At 63.4% G+C, this 17,411-nt stretch carries 19 protein-coding genes; 8 read left to right on the top strand and 11 right to left on the bottom strand.

Annotated features, from left to right (window positions below):
* The first annotated feature begins 15 nt into the window (after positions 1-15).
* Both EEB12_RS22450 and EEB12_RS22445 read left to right on the top strand, forming a co-directional pair.
* Positions 16-969, top strand: coding sequence for an ATP-binding cassette domain-containing protein (locus tag EEB12_RS22450; RefSeq protein ID WP_141488528.1), 954 nt, complete (start codon positions 16-18; stop codon positions 967-969).
* Positions 966-1,727, top strand: a complete 762-nt coding sequence (locus tag EEB12_RS22445) for an ABC transporter permease (protein ID WP_019744912.1) — start codon at positions 966-968, stop codon at positions 1,725-1,727. The genes EEB12_RS22450 and EEB12_RS22445 overlap by 4 nt, the downstream gene beginning before the upstream one ends.
* Positions 1,728-1,819: 92 nt before the next feature.
* On the opposite strand, the gene EEB12_RS22440 is transcribed toward EEB12_RS22445, so the two are convergent.
* The 5 genes from EEB12_RS22440 to pdxH form a co-directional block, all read right to left on the bottom strand.
* A complete protein-coding gene (locus EEB12_RS22440; RefSeq protein WP_019744913.1) occupies positions 1,820-2,182 on the bottom strand; it encodes an FKBP-type peptidyl-prolyl cis-trans isomerase in 363 nt (120 codons plus the stop codon).
* 37 nt (positions 2,183-2,219) lie between these two features.
* Positions 2,220-3,518, bottom strand: a complete 1,299-nt coding sequence (locus tag EEB12_RS22435; protein WP_020908786.1) for a citrate synthase — start codon at positions 3,516-3,518, stop codon at positions 2,220-2,222.
* A 358-nt stretch (positions 3,519-3,876) separates the two neighbouring features.
* Positions 3,877-4,824 carry an aldose 1-epimerase family protein gene (locus tag EEB12_RS22430; RefSeq protein ID WP_020908787.1) on the bottom strand — a complete coding sequence of 316 codons (948 nt, stop codon included), beginning with the start codon at positions 4,822-4,824 and terminating at the stop codon, positions 3,877-3,879.
* 41 nt (positions 4,825-4,865) lie between these two features.
* On the bottom strand, positions 4,866-6,131 hold the full coding sequence (locus EEB12_RS22425) for an MFS transporter (RefSeq protein ID WP_019744915.1): 1,266 nt from the start codon (positions 6,129-6,131) through the stop codon (positions 4,866-4,868).
* Positions 6,128-6,841, bottom strand: a complete 714-nt coding sequence (pdxH, locus tag EEB12_RS22420) for a pyridoxamine 5'-phosphate oxidase (protein WP_042952686.1) — start codon at positions 6,839-6,841, stop codon at positions 6,128-6,130. The genes EEB12_RS22425 and pdxH overlap by 4 nt, the downstream gene beginning before the upstream one ends.
* Before the next feature lie 245 nt (positions 6,842-7,086).
* Here pdxH and EEB12_RS22415 point away from each other — a divergent pair, with 245 nt between their 5' ends.
* The 4 genes from EEB12_RS22415 (at position 7,087) to EEB12_RS22400 (ending at position 11,342) form a co-directional block, all read left to right on the top strand.
* The gene (locus tag EEB12_RS22415) at positions 7,087-8,214 is read left to right on the top strand and encodes a citrate synthase 2 (protein ID WP_003940025.1); all 1,128 of its coding nucleotides are present in this window, start codon (positions 7,087-7,089) and stop codon (positions 8,212-8,214) included.
* 63 nt (positions 8,215-8,277) lie between these two features.
* Positions 8,278-9,399 carry a phosphoserine transaminase gene (serC, locus tag EEB12_RS22410; RefSeq protein WP_007733484.1) on the top strand — a complete coding sequence of 374 codons (1,122 nt, stop codon included), beginning with the start codon at positions 8,278-8,280 and terminating at the stop codon, positions 9,397-9,399.
* Between the two features lie 199 nt (positions 9,400-9,598).
* Positions 9,599-10,504, top strand: a complete 906-nt coding sequence (gene sepH / locus EEB12_RS22405) for a septation protein SepH (protein ID WP_020908788.1) — start codon at positions 9,599-9,601, stop codon at positions 10,502-10,504.
* Between the two features lie 52 nt (positions 10,505-10,556).
* Positions 10,557-11,342, top strand: coding sequence for a DUF6928 family protein (locus EEB12_RS22400; RefSeq protein WP_141488527.1), 786 nt, complete (start codon positions 10,557-10,559; stop codon positions 11,340-11,342).
* Positions 11,343-11,362: 20 nt separating this feature from the next.
* Here the strand turns inward: EEB12_RS22400 and EEB12_RS22395 are convergent, their stop codons facing one another.
* From EEB12_RS22395 to EEB12_RS22385, 3 genes are read right to left on the bottom strand one after another with little or no spacing between them, the layout of a single operon-like run.
* Complete coding sequence (locus EEB12_RS22395) at positions 11,363-11,623, bottom strand: DUF2537 domain-containing protein (protein WP_019744921.1); 261 nt, start codon at positions 11,621-11,623, stop codon at positions 11,363-11,365.
* Positions 11,620-12,426, bottom strand: a complete 807-nt coding sequence (locus EEB12_RS22390; protein ID WP_003939731.1) for a TrmH family RNA methyltransferase — start codon at positions 12,424-12,426, stop codon at positions 11,620-11,622. The genes EEB12_RS22395 and EEB12_RS22390 overlap by 4 nt, the downstream gene beginning before the upstream one ends.
* A gap of 48 nt (positions 12,427-12,474) precedes the next feature.
* Positions 12,475-13,065, bottom strand: a complete 591-nt coding sequence (locus EEB12_RS22385) for a TetR/AcrR family transcriptional regulator (protein WP_019744923.1) — start codon at positions 13,063-13,065, stop codon at positions 12,475-12,477.
* Positions 13,066-13,135: 70 nt separating this feature from the next.
* Here EEB12_RS22385 and EEB12_RS22380 point away from each other — a divergent pair, with 70 nt between their 5' ends.
* Positions 13,136-13,684 carry a hypothetical protein gene (locus tag EEB12_RS22380; RefSeq protein WP_141488526.1) on the top strand — a complete coding sequence of 183 codons (549 nt, stop codon included), beginning with the start codon at positions 13,136-13,138 and terminating at the stop codon, positions 13,682-13,684.
* Here the strand turns inward: EEB12_RS22380 and EEB12_RS22375 are convergent.
* The 3 genes from EEB12_RS22375 to EEB12_RS22365 all read right to left on the bottom strand — a co-directional run bounded on the left by EEB12_RS22375 (position 13,668) and on the right by EEB12_RS22365 (position 17,032).
* Entirely contained in the window at positions 13,668-14,975 is a 1,308-nt protein-coding gene (locus EEB12_RS22375; protein ID WP_141488719.1) for an MFS transporter, read from the bottom strand. The two genes, EEB12_RS22380 and EEB12_RS22375, sit on opposite strands and share 17 nt — an antisense overlap.
* A 105-nt stretch (positions 14,976-15,080) precedes the next feature.
* Entirely contained in the window at positions 15,081-15,512 is a 432-nt protein-coding gene (locus EEB12_RS22370) for a MarR family winged helix-turn-helix transcriptional regulator (RefSeq protein WP_019744926.1), read from the bottom strand.
* Positions 15,513-15,577: 65 nt separating this feature from the next.
* Entirely contained in the window at positions 15,578-17,032 is a 1,455-nt protein-coding gene (locus tag EEB12_RS22365; protein ID WP_020970489.1) for an NCS2 family permease, read from the bottom strand.
* 102 nt (positions 17,033-17,134) lie between these two features.
* Here EEB12_RS22365 and EEB12_RS22360 point away from each other — a divergent pair, with 102 nt between their 5' ends.
* Positions 17,135-17,392 carry a DUF2530 domain-containing protein gene (locus EEB12_RS22360; RefSeq protein WP_141488525.1) on the top strand — a complete coding sequence of 86 codons (258 nt, stop codon included), beginning with the start codon at positions 17,135-17,137 and terminating at the stop codon, positions 17,390-17,392.
* The last annotated feature ends 19 nt before the right edge of the window (positions 17,393-17,411 follow it).

Below are 17,411 nucleotides of genomic sequence, written 5' to 3'. Positions count from 1 at the left end.
TACTTGGAGGTCTCGATGTCAGGAACGATCCCAGCAATCTCGGTCCGCGGACTCCGTAAGCGCTACGGCGATCAACAAGTACTGGGTGGACTCGACCTGTCGGTCCCGGCCGGATCGGTGTACGCACTCCTCGGCGCGAACGGCGCCGGAAAGACCACGGCCGTAAGAATTCTCACCACCCTCATCCCCTTCGACGGAGGCGAGGTCACGGTCGCGGGGCATTCACTGCCCGGAGATCCACAGAACGTTCGGCGGCGCATCAGCGTGACGGGGCAGTACGCGGCCGTCGACACCTTGCTGACCGGATTCGAGAATCTGACCCTCCTGGGCGAACTGAATCACCTGGGCCGGAAGAACTCCCGTCGCCGTGCCGAGGAATTGCTCGACCAGTTCGATTTGACGGACTTCGGCGACAAACGCGCCGGCGACTACTCGGGCGGCATGCTCAGACGACTCGACATCGCAATGAGCCTCGTCGCCCGACCGGACGTCGTCTTTCTCGACGAACCCACCACCGGCCTGGACCCGCGGAGCCGCCACGAAATGTGGTCGATCGTTCGAGAACTCACAGCGTCAGGCGTCACCATCTTCCTCACCACCCAATACCTCGACGAGGCAGACGAATTGGCCGATACAGTCGGCGTGCTGAGCGGCGGTCGCCTCGTCGCCGAGGGAACACCGGACGAACTCAAACGCCTTGTTCCCGGCGGCCATGTCGCTCTGCAATTCGAGAACCTGGCTCAACTCGAACTCGCCGCGGCATCACTGCCGCAGGCGCATTCGAATGCCGAGACCTTGACCCTGCACATCCCTTCCGACGGGGCGGTTCCGTCGATCAAAGCCATCCTTGACTCGATCGACGATCCGTCGATCACCGTCGAGAAGTTCTCCGTTCACACTCCGGATCTGGACGACGTGTTCTTCGCGCTCACCGGATCAGGCCAACCCGAGATTGCGAGCGTTCGATGACCTCCACCATTGCAATCGATTCCGCGGTGATGCTCCGCCGGAATCTCAAACACGTTCTGCGCAGTCCGGATTCGATGATCACCGCGATAGCTCTTCCGGTCATGCTCATGCTGCTGTTCGTCTACGTCTTCGGCGGCGCCATCAACACCGGTAGCGAGTACATCGACTACGTCGTGCCAGGAATCATCCTTCTGTGCGCCGGATTCGGCGCCTCGACCACCGCGGTCAGCGTCTCGAGCGACATGAAGGACGGGATCATCGACCGTTTTCGGACCCTGGCGATCTCTCCGTCGTCGGTCCTGACCGGTCATGTACTGGCCAGCGTCGTCCGCAACGTCCTGACTACGGCGATCGTGGTCGTCGTTGCGCTGATCATGGGATTTCGCCCGACCAGCGATCCGTTGCGCTGGCTCGGCGTCGCCGCTGTGATCGTCGCCTTCGTCTTTGCCATGTCGTACCTCTCGACAGCTTTGGGGCTCTTGGCCAAGAACCCGGAGGCTGCAAGCGGATTCACCTTCGCCATCATGTTCCTGCCCTACGTCAGCACTGCTTTCGTACCGGCTGAGACCATGCCGTCATGGCTGCAGGGATTTGCCCGGCACCAACCGGTAACCCCGATCATCGAGACGGTGCGCGGACTCCTGATGGGCACGCCGATCGGGAACAGCGCGGCCATCGCCCTCGCGTGGTGTCTGGGCATCGCCGCCGCGGGATTCGTGTGGTCGAACTGGCTCTACCGACGAAAGACCGCGAGCTGACCACACAAGAAAGCCCCACACCTGACGGTGCGGGGCTGCTTGCGCTGTGCGCCTTTATTAACCGCGGGGGGTTAATAAAGGCGCACAGTGAATTACTTGGCTTCCAGCAGATCGATCACGAAGACCAAGGTCTTGCCGGAAAGCTGGTGCCCTGCACCGGCGGGGCCGTATGCCAGCTCCGGCGGAATGGTGAGCTGGCGACGTCCGCCGACCTTCATGCCCGGGATGCCGTCCTGCCAACCCTTGATCAGGCCACGAAGCGGGAACTGAATGGACTCGCCACGGCTCCAGGAAGAGTCGAACTCTTCACCGGACTCGAACTCGACACCGACGTAGTGAACGTCGACGGTGCCACCGGGAACGGCTTCGGCGCCTTCTCCGACAACCAGATCCTTGATGACCAGATCGGTCGGCGCGGGGCCTTCCTGGAACTCGATTACGGGCTTGCTACTCATGGGTCCTCCTCGTTGAGGCGAAAATTGTGGGCAGGGGCTAGCGGGTGGTGATATCCCGATAGTCACGCTCGGTGTAGCCGGTGTAGATCTGGCGCGGGCGGCCGATCTTCGTAGCCGGATCCTCGTGCATTTCACGCCAGTGCGCAATCCAGCCGGGCAGACGGCCCATGGCGAACAGCACCGTGAACATGCGCGGCGGGAAGCCCATCGCGCGGTAGATGAGGCCGGTGTAGAAGTCGACGTTCGGGTAGAGCTTGCGCTCGATGAAGTAGTCGTCCGTGAGGGCGGCCTCTTCGAGTTGCATTGCGATGTTGAGCAGTTCGTCGTCGCCGCCGAGCTTGGCGAGGATGGTGTGCGCGGTTTCGCGGACCAGCGCAGCGCGCGGATCGTAGTTGCGGTAGACGCGGTGCCCGAAGCCCATGAGCTTCACGCCGTCTTCCTTGTTCTTGACCTTGCGGACGAACTCGGCTGCGGTGCTGCCGCTGGCCTTGATCTCGTCGAGCATCTCGAGCACTGCCTGGTTCGCGCCACCGTGCAGCGGGCCCCACAGTGCGTTGATGCCGGCAGAGACGGAGGTGAACAGGTTGGCGTCCGACGAGCCGACCATGCGCACGGTCGACGTGGAGCAGTTCTGCTCGTGGTCCGCGTGCAGGATCAGCAACATGTCGAGTGCCTTGGCGACCTCGGGATCACCCTGGTACGGCTCGGCCGGGAAGCCGAACGTCATACGCATGAAGTTCTCGACCAGGTTCAACGAGTTGTCCGGGTACAGGAACGGCTGTCCGACGGACTTCTTGTACGCGTACGCAGCGATGGTCGGCAGCTTCGCAAGAAGACGGATGGTGGACAGTTCCACCTGCTCCGGATCCTCGGGATCGAGCGAATCCTGGTAGTACGCCGACAGTGCGTTCACTGCGGACGAGAGAACCGGCATCGGGTGAGCGTTGCGCGGGAATCCGTCGAAGAACCGCTTGAGGTCCTCGTGAAGCAAGGTGTGTCGACGAATGCGGTCCGTGAAGGACTCGAGCTGCGCGTCGGTCGGCAGTTCGCCGTAGATCAGCAGGTAGCTGACCTCGATGAACGTCGACTTACCTGCCAACTGCTCGATGGGATATCCGCGGTAACGCAGGATTCCCTTCTCACCGTCGATGTAGGTGATTGCAGAACTGGTGGATGCAGTGTTCACAAAACCGGGGTCAAGGGTGGTGTACCCCGTTGTGGCCAGCAGCTTTCCCAGCTCGATGCCGTCATTGCCCTCTGTTGCCCTGGCAATGGACATCGTGTACTCACCACCGGGGTAAGTAAGCGTGGGCTTTGTGTCATTGTCAGCGGGCACGAAGGATCCCTCTCAAGCTCGAACCAACGAGTAACTACATGCGATCAACTAGAAACTAGTCGCACGGGAGAGATCGTGCCGAAGGAGGGTCGCTCCACGGCTATTTTTCGGGTACTCACGAACCCGACATACCCACCGAAACTGAAACACGTTCCAGGCTGGGTTTTCCCACTCGCGTGACCGGTACTCCAGTCTACGGAATCGCGCATTTACCCACACTGATCTGCAAATCTCGGCAGCAATCCGAGAATGGGACCAATGTCGGACCGTCCGGAGCACTGACACGAGGTACCGAAAACCGATTGTTATCGGTCGATGCCTACTCGGCGTTACACGATCCCACGGTATGAGAGCCGGATCACAGAGCCTTGATGCCCCAGCTACCCGTCCACGTCTGACCCGGGTGAAGCACCAGGAGGTCGATGCCCGAATTGAAGGCGTCAGGCGGGCAGGTCATCGGTTCCAAAGCCAATGCGCGGCCGCGATCGGGATACCCCTTGTCGTTGGCGGGATCTGCGATGAAGGCCTGAATCCACGGGAACTCGCGGTTGGTCCACAGGGCAGTGCCCGTTCCATCCGGAGCCAGCAGCTCATGTTGCGTCCGACCACTGCCGTCGACGACGTCCAATGCGCTGTACGGCGTGTCCAACTGAACCCCGTCGAGCAGTCTCGGTGTCCGGAAGTCGTAATCCGTACCGGCGACTGCCTGCGAATACGCATTCGGCAGCATCCTCGCCGGATCGATCGGCAACCGCGTGCCTGCGGCCAGATGCAGCGCACATTCGTCGAGCGGAAAGTCGCCGGCGCGAATGAAGGTGTGCATTCCGAGCCCGAACGGAGACGAGGTCGCACCCTTGTTCGTGGCCGTATGCGTGACGGTCAACCCGTCGGCACCGACCTCATAGGCGATCGTCAGCTGCAACGGATACGGCCAACCCTTGTGCAGTCCGACGTCCACCGACAGTTCGACGCGCTCGTAGGTGTGGTCCACGAGGCTCCAATTGCGACGACGGACGAACCCGTGGCTCGCGTTCCCCAGCGCAGGCTCGGTGATCTCGAGTTGATGCTCGATCCCGTCGAACATGAAGTGCCCGTCGCGAATTCGGTTGGGCCACGGCGCGAGAACCAATCCGGCCGACAGCGGTGGCTTCGATCCGAGTGCCCAGGTCTCGGTCAGCGCGCGCTGACCGTTCGGTCCTTCGTGGTCGAGAAGCCGCAACCCGGCACCGGCCGCGGCGATCTCGGCTCGATAGCCGCCACCACGGATCTCGAACCCTCCCCTACCCGTGCTGTGCGGCGCAGTCATACATACCAGTTTCCACCACGAACGACCGGTTAACCAGGACGTCAGACGGCGCGTCCCACCTTGTAGCGAACGAACGCCGGAAATGCGAGGGCAGAAAGGACAACACCGACAATCACCAGGAAGCCGCCGCCCGCTGCCGCGACACCGGTCCCGAACAGGAAGGCCGCACCGCCGTGCAGGACGTCACCGATACGCGGACCACCTGCCACGACCACGATGAACACGCCCTGCAGTCGTCCGCGCATGTCGTCGGTTGCCACTTGCTGAAGCATCGTGCTGCGGAATGCGGCCGAGACCATGTCGACGGCGCCGCCGAATGCCAGGAACGCAACCGCCACCCAGAGCAGAATCACACTGGAACCGGGACTCGCGAAGTACACCGCTACGCCGAAGCCGACCATGGACAGCCCCCACAGCGCGATGCAGACCAGCACGGCACGCCCCTGGTACTGAACCCGTGGCAACCAACCCGAGAACACTCCGCCCAGAACGGCTCCCACCGACATCGCCGCGAACAGCAGTCCGAGCGCAAAACCACCGCTGGCGGGGTCACCGAAGGATTCGTGTGCGATCTCCGGGAACAGTGCTCGCGACATCCCGAACACCATCGCGATGATGTCCACCACGAACGACGCGAGCAGAACCTTCTGCGTCGCGAGATACGTGAAACCGCCGAGGACCTCGCTCAATCCTGCCCGTCGAGACGTGCCGGTCGGCGGAATCGCCGGGAGCTTCCATACTGCCCACAACGTGGCGATCAGAAAGATCGAGTCGAGCAGGTACAGCAGTTGCAGACCGGCCGACGGTATGAGGACACCCGCCAGTAGCGGGCCGGCTATTGCACCGAACTGCACGACAGTCATGTTCAGCGAGTTCGCGGCAGGTAACTGCCTGCCCGGAATCAACCGAGGGATGATCGCCGCTCGCGTCGGTTGGTTCACCGCGAAGAACGCCTGTTGAACCGAAAACAGTCCGAGCACCAACCACACGTTGTTCACGTTCAGAGCAGCCTGGATCCAGAACAGCACCGACGTGACACCGAGTCCGATCGAGGTGATCATCAACAGCCGTCGTCGATCCATGACGTCGGCCAGTGCGCCGCCCCACAGACCGAAAACGACCAGAGGGACCAGACCGAAGATTCCCGTCAGACCGACGTAGGCCGAGCTTCGGGTGATCTCGTACACCTGCTGCGGTACGGCGACCACACTGAGCTGAGCGCCGATGACGGTGACGATGCCGGCCGTCCACAGCCGTCGATAGTCGCGATTCTCGAGCGGAGTCGTGTCCGCGAGTAACCGGCTCACGGCTGGAGACGGACGGCGGACCACTGTCCGTCGACCAGGCTCGTGCGAACTCGATTGTGCATGCGGTTGGCGCGTCCTTGCCAGAACTCGACGGACTCGGGCCGAATCAGAATCCCGCCCCAGTTCGGTGGCACCGGAATCTCACCGTCCACGCCGAATCGGGCGGCGACCTCACGCAGTTGCTCGTCGAGATCGGCACGCGAGTCGATCGGACGAGACTGCGACGACGCCCACGCGCCGAGCTGCGATCCACGAGGCCTGGTTCGCCAATAATCCTGCGTCAGTTGAGCACTCACGCGCTCGGTGGTGCCGCGGACGATCACCTGCCTGGCAAGGGTCAGCCACGTGAAGTTGGCCGACGCGTACGGGTGGGCGTCGAGGTGACGAGCCTTGTCGGATCCGTAGTTGGTGAAGAAGAGGACACCGTCTTCGCTGAGCCCTTTGCAGAGCACGGTCCGCGACGCCGGACGGCCACCGTCGTCCACTGTCGACAGAGTCATGGCGTTGGGCTCCGGCGCGTCAGCTTCGACGGCGTCCACGAGCCATTGACGCATGAGGGGCAGCCAACCGGTCTCGACGACCGAGGTATCCAATTCCGCACTCATGCGGTCCTCGACGGACTCCGATTCGCTGCCTGCTTGCGGATAGCCCACACGCATGGCCGCGAGTTCGTTGTCCACCGCCTGCGGGTCCTGACGTTCATTCGACACAGCCGAGAACGCTACTCCCGGGTACTCACTGGCCAACGGCTACGCGGCACGCGCTAAAGTTTGCCGTGGCTAGACCCGACCCGGACCGCGAGCCGCACCAGCGACAGCAACCGAATCGGGACGAGACGATTGCGCAGTACAAAACACGGTGCGTGCTCATCCCTGCGAGCACCGAGGCGCAGTCACTGAAGCTGAGGCAGTGCGACTGTAGACCTGGCGCACTCGAACGAGGAGAGTCCACGAGAATGGCAGCGAGCGCAGCAATACCGGACGATTTTGTGAGCGGACTCGAAGGCGTCGTCGCCTTCACCAGCGATATCGCAGAACCCGACAAGGACGGCGGCGCACTGCGCTACCGCGGAGTCGACATCGAAGACCTGGTCGGCCAGAGGGTCACCTTCGGCAACGTATGGGCCCTTCTCGTCGACGGCCGCTTCGGCCCCGGCCTCCCGCCGGCCGAGCCGTTCCCCCTCCCCATTCACACCGGCGACGTCCGTGTCGACGTCCAGGCCGGACTGGCGATGCTGGCTCCCATCTGGGGCTACCAGCCGCTCCTCGACATCGATGACGAGACCGCCCGCGACCAGCTCGCCCGCGCATCCGTCATGGCACTGTCGTACGTCGCGCAGTCCGCTCGCGGCATCTACCAGCCTGCAGTCCCCCAGAGCCGCATCGACGAGGCCAAGACGGTCACCGAGCGCTTCATGGTTCGCTGGAAGGGTGAGCCCGATCCGGCACACGTCGAGGCAATCGACGCGTACTGGGTCTCGGCAGCCGAGCACGGCATGAACGCCTCCACCTTCACGGCCCGCGTCATCGCCTCCACCGGCGCCGACGTCGCTGCCTCGCTTTCCGGCGCCATCGGCGCGATGTCCGGCCCGCTGCACGGCGGCGCACCGGCCCGCGTTCTTCCGATGATCGAAGAGACCGAGAAGACCGGCGACGCCCGCGCACTGGTCAAGGGAATCCTCGACCGCAAGGAAAAGCTCATGGGCTTCGGACACCGCGTCTACCGCGCCGAAGATCCCCGTGCACGCGTGCTCCGCGCTACCGCGAAGCGCCTCAACGCTCCCCGCTACGAAGCTGCCGCAGCTCTCGAGCAGGCTGCACTGGCAGAACTGCGTGAGCGTCGTCCCGATCGCGCGATCGAGACCAACGTAGAGTTCTGGGCCGCCGTCATCCTCGACTTCGCCGAGGTTCCCGCGCACATGATGCCTGCCATGTTCACCTGTGGCCGCACCGCCGGCTGGTGTGCACACATCCTCGAGCAGAAGCGTCTCGGTAAACTGGTACGCCCGGCCGCCATCTACACCGGCCCGGCGCCCCGTACTCCGGAGTCGGTCGAGGGCTGGGACCAGATCAGCCACGCGTAGTACCCCGCTCGAATTCGCCAATCACGGTAGTACAGAACACAAGTGAAGGAACAGAAAGAAGCGATGACCTCCACACCGATCATCCCCGCCGACCTCAAGCCCGCCGACGGACGCTTCGGCTGCGGTCCTTCCAAGGTTCGCCCCGAGCAGCTGCAGTCCCTGGTCGAGGTGGGCGCTTCGGTGTTCGGCACCAGCCATCGCCAGAAGCCGGTCAAGAACGTTGTGGCCAGCATTCGTTCCGGCCTCGCCGATCTGTTCTCACTGCCCGAGGGCTACGAGGTCGTCCTCGGCAACGGCGGAACCACTGCGTTCTGGGATGCGGCCGCATTCGGCCTCATCCGCGAGAAGTCGCTGCACCTGACCAACGGCGAATTCAGCTCCAAGTTCGCTTCGGTCGCCAAGGCCAACCCGTTCATCGGTGACCCGATCGTCGTTTCCGCCGATCCGGGCAGCGCACCGGTGCCGGTCTCCGACCCGTCCGTCGATCTCATCGGCTGGGCGCACAACGAGACCTCCACCGGTGTGTCGATCCCCGTCTCGCGCCCCGCGGGTTCGGAGAACGCACTGATCGCCATCGACGCCACCTCGGGCGCCGGTGGACTTCCGGTCAACGTCGCCGATTCCGACGTCTACTACTTCGCTCCGCAGAAGTGCTTCGCTGCAGATGGTGGACTGTGGATCGCGCTGATGAGCCCGGCCGCCCTCGAGCGCGTCGCGGAGATCAAGGATTCGGGACGCTGGACTCCTGACTTCCTCTCGCTGCCCATCGCCGTGGACAACAGCTCCAAGGATCAGACGTACAACACCCCGGCCCTGGCCACCCTGTTGCTCTTCGCCAACCAGATCGAGTGGATGAACAGCAACGGCGGCCTCGACTGGACCACCGCTCGCACCGCGGATTCGTCCTCGCGCCTGTACAACTGGGCCGAGGCCAGCGAGTTCGCAACGCCGTTCGTCGCTGATCCGGCACACCGCTCGCAGGTTGTCGGCACCATCGACTTCAACGACGACGTCGACGCTGCCGAGGTGGCAAAGATCCTGCGCGCCAACGGAATCGTCGATACCGAGCCGTACCGCAAGCTCGGCCGCAACCAGCTGCGCGTCGGCATGTTCCCGGCCATCGACCCCGATGACGTCACCGCTCTCACCAAGAGCATCGACTGGGTCGTTTCTCAGCTCGGCTGATTTTCATACTGCTTCACCGCTCGGCCCCCGACATGATGTCGGGGGCCGAGCGTCGTTTGCGCCAGGCCTTGTGAGCTACCACACCGGTGGTCGGATCCGAGGTCATCTCGCCCTGCGTGTCCTGCCGAGTCCATGGTCACGAATGAATTACAGTTGAGCGCGGCGCAAAGTCGCGAGCCGGCGCGATAAGGAGGTCAATGTGCGAGAGCTTCGAGTGATCGGACTTGAACCCGATGGATCGCATGTGGTGTGCGCAGATGCTGAAACCGGCCAGAAATTCCGGCTTCCCGCCGATGACAAACTTCGTGCAGCTTCCCGCGGAGACGTGGCTCGACTCGGCCAGATTGAGATCGAAATGGAAAGCCAACTCCGTCCCCGCGAAATTCAGGCGCGCATTCGTTCCGGTGCTTCCGTAGAGCAGGTCGCCGAAGAAGCGAAGATCCCCATCAGCAAGGTCGAGCGCTTTGCGTACCCCGTTCTGCTCGAGCGTTCCCGCGCCGCGGAAATGGCGCAGGGCGGACACCCGGTGCGCGACAACGGCCCGACGGTTCCCACTCTCTCCGAAATCGTGACCCACGCATTCCGCGCCCGCGGACACAGCATCGACGAGGCCACCTGGGATGCCTGGCGCGACGAGGACAATCAGTGGGTCGCCCAGTTGCAGTGGCAGGCCGGCCGCACCACCAACGCCGCACACTGGCGCTACCAGCCCGACGCGCACGGCGGAACGATCGTCGCACTCGACGACGCGGCATTCGACTTGATCGATCCCGACTTCGGTCGCCCGCTCCGCGGCCTGGTACCGGTGGTCTCGAACGAGCCGCAGCAGCTTGAACTGTCCCGATTCGACGTCGAACCGGTGGCGGAGATCGAGCCGGAGCCCGCAGCAGTTTCCGAGCGGACAGTGGTGGCGGAACGAATCGTGACGCCCGAGCCGATTGCTGTCGAGCCGGAGACAGTCGTCGCCGAAGAGGTTCCCGAGCCTGCACCGGACGTGACCCCGAAAACCGCTCCGCAGCAGACGCAGACCAAGGACAAGCGCGGACGGCCTGCTCTTCCCTCGTGGGACGACGTACTCCTCGGGGTCCGCAGCAGCGGTCGCTGACCCGAAGGAAAGTATTCTTCTTTCGAGCGAGGCTGAGGAGAGAGGGCTGCCGGTGGCTGCACGGGTATCGACGATCTGGTTTCTGGGCGGCGCAGACGCTCGCACCGAATTGAGCAAGTACCCACAGCCGGATCAGACCGAGGCGCTGAAAATCGCCATGTCGCTGTACCCGGACAAGGAGTTCGAGTCTCTCGGTCCTCAGCCGCTGTCGATGGCCGCGACGGTGAGCCCCGGCTACGTCTTCGTCGGCGCGTACGGCCGAGTGAGCGTCGTCTGCAGCTCCAAACTCAGCACATTTGTCCCCTCGAAACTGCCTGAGTCCTGGCACCTTTCGGCCGAGGGTGGCTCGACGCTGTTGATCAGCTCCGTCCCCGAAACCGCGCAGGGTTCGTTTGCACTGTGGGAGAACGGCGAGCTACGACGCTCGTTCAGTGCCATCCCGATCGACATCGTCGAAAATCTGGGGATCCCGCAGACGTGGGAACTGGAATTCTGGGCCGGCAACCATCCCCTGCGTTACCCGCCCGGGATCCTGCCCGATCCGCAGTCACTTCCGTTCCACCCGCAGCAGTTCGCGGAGTCCGCCAACCTCGAGTGGCTGGGATTCCGATACACCGGCGCGCCGCGAGAACACGAACTCGACACAACGCAGATTCTCCTGTGGGGCTTCAAGATTCACCGCCCCGGCGAGGCACCCAAACCTGCGCCCCCAGCTCCCGTACCGGTACCCGAGCAGGCGCCGACAGAGATACCCATGCCCGAAAACATGCCGCCGATCCACGACGCACCCGTGACCAAGCCGCGCGGTCGCCTCGCCCGGTACTTCGGGTTCAAGTAGCGCGAACAAGCATCACACAGTCACGCGGCTATCGCTGCGATCCACCCGAGCGGAACGCCGACTACCGCGCCGTAGACCACCCATCGCCACACGGGGACGGCTCGCCAGCGCCAGACGGTCGGCGCAAGTCCGCCTACCGCAATGATATTGACGACAACCGCCAGGAGCACGTTCACGTTGCCGAGCGCGACGCAGAACGCCGCGACGGCGCTGGTCGAGAGCATCGCGGCGAATACCGACACCGCGATTCCGGTGAACCAGGGCGTGCGGTCCAGAGTCACCGGCCGGTCCTGACACGTTCGTAGAAGGCCATCGCCGCTGCGGTCGCGACGTTGAGCGAATCGGTACCAGGTGCCATCGGTATCTTGGCACGAATGTCGGTGGCCCGCATCGCATGTTCGGTCAGACCTGGCCCCTCGGCGCCCAGCAGTAGCGCCACCTTCTCCCCGGTCATCGCTTCGGCCAAAGTGACCGCTTCCGGATTCGGAGTCAAGGATATGAGCTGAAAACCGTTGCCACGCAGCTCATCCAAGTCATGTGGCCACTTTGCCACATGCGCGAAGGGCACTCGCAGCACGTGCCCCATCGACACACGGACCGACCGCCGGTAGAGCGGGTCAGCACAACCCTTCCCGAACAGAACGGCGTCCACGCCGAGCCCTGCAGCGTTGCGGAACATCGAGCCGAGGTTCTCGTGATCGTTGACGCCTTCGAGGACCACGACGGTCTTTGCGTCCTTCAGCACGTCCGAGACCGCGAGTGGCGCCGGGCGGGCCGCTGCAGCGAGGACGCCACGGTTCAGGTGGAATCCGACGACCTCGGCCATCACTTCGGCGCTCGTACGGTAGAACGGCACGTCCACACCGTCGAGATCGTCAGCGAGCTCCAGGAGCCGTCGTTCAACGCCGAGAAGACTGATCGGCTCGAACCGCGACGTCAGCAGCCGCTGAGTGACGAATACTCCTTCGGCGATGACCAGTCCCTTGCCCTCCGGCAGGTCGGGGCGCCGATCCGAGGAGTTGAGATCGCGAAAGTCATCCAACCGGGGGTCGGCGGGATCTGAGATGTCGATGACGTGAACCACGGGTCTATCGTGCCGTACGCACCGCGGGCCCCCGTCACTACTCCCGACCTAGCGCAGCAGCGTAGCGAAATGCGCGTCGAGCACCTGGCCGATCACCTGCGGATTGGTTCGCTCGGGATTGTCGACGCCGTGCGACGCGAGCCCGTCGGCGAGCGCATGCAACCTCATCGCCTCGATGTCGACCGAAGCGTCCGGCTGCAGGAATCCTGCATCATGTACGGCCTCGACAAATGTTCGATAGTGCTCGAACAGCGTCCGGTCCGTCTCGTCACGCACTGCCGTCAACGTCGAATCGGTCTGGGCGGCAGCAGCAAACGCCTCCCAGACCTGCATTTCTTCACGCCGATCTTCGTCGAGGGGAACGAACTGATCGGTGAACTGGCGGATCGCGCGGCGGATGTCGGGATCGAAGTCGATGCCGGCGATTCTCTTCTCCACTCGGACGGTCACGAGCGTCATCGCGAACAGCAAGAGTTCGGACTGCGTCGCGAAGAAGTGCCTTAGCGACCCCGTCGACATCTTCGCCTCGTCCGCGACGGCCCGGACGCTCGCGCTCGCCACACCATCACGACGGATCACACGCCAGACAGCCTCGGCGATCTCTTCCCGTCGCTCATCGGGGCTGCTTCGTTTCACCACTTCACAAAGCTAACACAGTTGTGCTAGTTTTCGATCACTAACACAGTCGTACTAGAAATGAGCTGATGTCATGATCGTCCATCTGATCATCGCGTGCGAAATCATGTTCTGGGTGTTCATCGCCGCCGGTCTCGCCGCCCGCTATCTGCTGCGCCGCAAGACGCTGGGTGCCGCACTGCTCATCTGCGCACCCCTGGTCGACGTCGTCCTGCTCGTCGCCACAGCCCTCGATCTTCGGGGCGGCGGCGAGGCGAACTTCACCCACGGGCTCGCTGCGGCCTACATCGGCTTCTCCGTTGCGTTCGGGCACAGTCTCATCTCCTGGGCCGACGCCAGGTTCGCCTACCGATTCGCCGGCGGCCCGACTCCCGTCGCGCCACCCAAGTACGGGAGTGCGCGAGCACTGCGCGAATGGCGCGAGTTCGGCAAAGCCGCGATCGCCTGGGCCATCGCGTGCGGACTTCTCGGCGCGGCCATCTTCCTCGTCGACGACCCCGCCCGCACGGGTGCCCTCGACGGATGGATCAGCAAGCTGACAGTGGTGCTGGGAATCTGGGGAGCAATCGCCCTGAGCTACACGGTGTTTCCCAAGCGCGAGAAGGTCACGGCGCGCGGCTAGCCTCGACTGCCTGTTCGGTCGCGTCGCACACGATCACCGGACGCAGGACGAACACCGGCAGCCTGCCACCGTCTTCCGGTCGCGCGAGCCGAAGTTTCAGCCCTTCGCTACGTAGCAGGTACACCCCGGCCACTGCGCCTGAGACGAGCGAGATCACTCCGCCCACGATCAGGGGCGCACGGGGATCCACGGAGTCGGCGAGCCAACCAAGCAGCGGACTTCCCAGCGGTGTGCCACCGAGGAAACTGAGCATGTAGATGCCCATCACCCGCCCACGCATCTCGGAGGGGACCGACATCTGCAGGATGTTCATCGCGGACGTCGTGAACGTCAACGTCAGTGCGCCCGTGGGAATCAACATCAGCGCCACCAACGCGTAGGTAGGCATCAATCCCACCGCGACCTCGAACACGCCGAAAGCCACGGCGGCACCGAGGAACGTCCGCAACCGCGGCGCTTCCTTGCGCCTTGCGGCATACGCAGCGCCTGCAAGGGTTCCCACGGCAAGCGTCGTGGACAGCAGTCCGTAACCGTCGGCTTCGAGACCGAACGTGTTGCGCGCCATCACCGCCAGGCTGATCGCGAAGTTCAGGCCGAACGTCGAGACCATGAAGACGGACACCATGATCACCCGAAGGTCCTTGCGACCCCACACATATCGGAACCCGTCGCGCACCTGCCCCTTGGTACGCGGCGCCGGTTCGGACGGGATCAGCTCCTTCTTGTTCATCAGGTACAGCGCGATGAGGACCCCACCGAACGTCGCGACGTTGAGCAGGAACACCCATCCGGTTCCGATCAGGTTGATCAAAACACCCGAGATGGCCGGACCGACGATGCGGGCCGTGTTGAACGTCATCGAGTTGAGCGCGATGGCGTTGGACAGGTGCTCCTTGCCCACCATTTCGATAGTGAACGACTGACGCACCGGTGCGTCGAGCGCCGAGACACAGCCGAGGGCAAAGGCGATCAGGAAGACGTGCCACAACGCGACGAGCCCACCGACGTCTAACAGACCCAACACCAGTGCGCATACCGCACTCGCCCACTGCGTGAAGATCAGGATCCGACGCTTGTCGTACCGATCGGCCAGCACCCCACCCCACACCGACAGAAACAGCGTCGGACCGAACTGCAAGGCCATGACGATGCCCACCGCCAACGCGTTGCCGTCCGAGAGCGTCAGTACCAGCCAGTCCTGGGCGATACGTTGCATCCACGTGCCGACCAGAGAAACGATCTGTCCGGAAGCCCAAAGGCGGTAGTTGCGGTTGTGGAGCGCGGCAAACATGCCGGAATCGGGGTCTCGGGGCACCCCACTATCTTGCCCCTCGAGTAATTCGTTTGGGCAACGACCTCTATGTAGCGGAGCTACGCGACCGCATAACTCGCGGAACTACTCCGTCTTGTTGACCATCTCCGTGATGATCCCGACGGCACCGCGCAGCGTCGCGAGTTCTTCGCCACCCAGCCCGGCCAGCTGCTCGTTCATCCACGCCTCACGCGCATGGGTCTCGTCCGCGAGCAACGCCTGCCCGGCGTCGGAGAGATTCACGATGATCTGACGACCGTCCGTGGGATGCGGCGAGCGCTCGACCAGACCGAGCTCGGCGAGAGAAGCAACAACGCGCGTCATCGACGGCGGCTGAACTTTCTCACGTGCTGCGAGTACGCCAGGGGTCATCGGGCCGTACTGATCCAGGCTCGCCAAAGCGGACAGTTGCGTCAGCGATACCTGAGCGTCGACTCTGCGGCCGCGCAGATGCCTGGTGAGACGCACTACAGCCAGGGAAAGATCGCTGGCCAGCGCACGAGTTTCGGTGGTCACGCGTCAGACAATACGTCAAGAGCTGGCCGGTAGCTCACGTAATCGAATACCGGTCAACCCTGATTTCACGTAAGGGCGTCGGTAATGGGTCCGACAGTGAAGTAGGCCACAAAAAGTGCCGCCACGATCCAGAGCAACGGGTGGATCTTCTTGATACCACCGCTGGCAGCGTGCAGGACCACCCATGAAATGAAGCCGACACCGATGCCGTTGGCGATCGAGTAGGTGAAGGGCATGACGATCATGGTCAGGAACGCCGGGAGTGCCACCGAGAACTTGGTGAAATCGATGTCTCGGACCTGTCCGATCATCAGCGCACCGACGACGACGAGGGCAGGCGCAGCTGCCTCGATCGGCACGACGGAGTAGAGCGGCGTCAGGAACATCGCGACGAGGAAGAGCAGTCCGGTCACGACATTTGCCAGGCCCGTGCGGGCGCCTTCGGCGATACCCGACGCGGATTCCACGAACACGGTGTTCGACGACGCCGAAGCGCCACCGCCGACGATGGCACCGGCGCCTTCGACGACAAGCGCGCGCCCGACGTTGGGGAGGTTTCCGTCCTTGTCGGTCAGGCCGGCTTCCTTACCGAGACCCGTCATCGTGCCCATGGCGTCGAAGAAATTCGCGAGTACAAGGGTGAAGACAAGCAGGCTGGCGGCCAGAACACCGATGCGGGTGAACGCGCCGAAGATGCTGACGTCGCCGACCAGGCTCAGATCAGGCATACCACCGAGCATCTCCGGGATCGCGGGGATGCTGAGGTTCCAGCCCTTGGGGTTGGTTCCGAGCGAGGGTCCGACGTCGGCAACTGCCTCGATGATCGCAGCGAGGATCGTCGTGACAACGATGCCGATCAGCAGTCCACCACGAACCTTGCGCACGACCAGAACACCCATGAGCAGGACACCGAAGATGAACACCACGGTCGGCCACGAAGCGATGGAGCCGTTGATTCCGAGCCCGACGGGAACCGTCGTACCGGCGGCGTCGGGGATGCGGCGGACGAATCCGGCGTCGACCAGCCCGATGAAGGCGATGAACATGCCGATACCGGCCGCGATCGCGGACTTCAATGCCGAGGGAATCGCATTGAACACCGCAGTTCGGAAACCGGTGAGTGCCAACAGAACGATGATCACACCGTCGATGACCACCAGTCCCATCGCCTCGGGCCAGGTGACCTGAGGTGCGATGGTGACGGCGAGCAGGCTGTTGATGCCGAGACCCGCGGCGATGGCAAACGGATAGTTGGCAACGAGACCGAAGACGATGCTCATCAGGCCGGCAACCAGAGCGGTGACCGCAGCCACCTGGTTGACCGGAAGGATGTTGCCGAGAACGTCGGTCTTCGCTGCAGCGTCGTCAGCCGAGAAACTGCCGAGGATCAGGGGGTTGAGGACCACGATGTAGGCCATCGCCACGAAGGTGACGACACCGCCGCGAACCTCGGTCGAGATCGTCGACCCTCGTTCGCTGATCTTGAAATAGGTGTCGAGGATCTTGCCGGGTGCCGCCATGTTTGTTCTTTCCCCATCGCTGTAGGTCGCCGTGTGCCGGCGCACATGAAGCCGGTCGCACTAGGGAGAGTAGGCCACCGGGGTACGGGTAGCGTTAATTTTGTGACGGAGACTCGCAACACAACCAGCCTGATCGGCAAATTGTCCGCACCCGCGCCGGCACTGATCATCGGCACCGCGTTGTGGGTGGTCGCCTCGATCGTGGTCGCGGTGAGCGGCGATCGTTGGTCGGATGCACTCCCGATCTGTTACGCGGGTATCGGAGTCGGCTTCCTCGGCCTCGCTCTGTTCTCCATTCAACGACGCGCAGCTGTGCGCGGTGACAAGGGCGCACAACAGGGCGCCGGTCTGGTCGACTGAGCAGGTCGATTCACCCTGT

The sequence above is a fragment of the Rhodococcus sp. WS1 genome (genome assembly GCF_003797745.1).
Taxonomy (GTDB): Bacteria; Actinomycetota; Actinomycetes; order Mycobacteriales; family Mycobacteriaceae; genus Rhodococcus_F; species Rhodococcus_F erythropolis.
The sequence above is the reverse complement of the archived record's forward strand: the minus strand, read 5'-3'. Positions and strand labels throughout refer to the sequence as shown.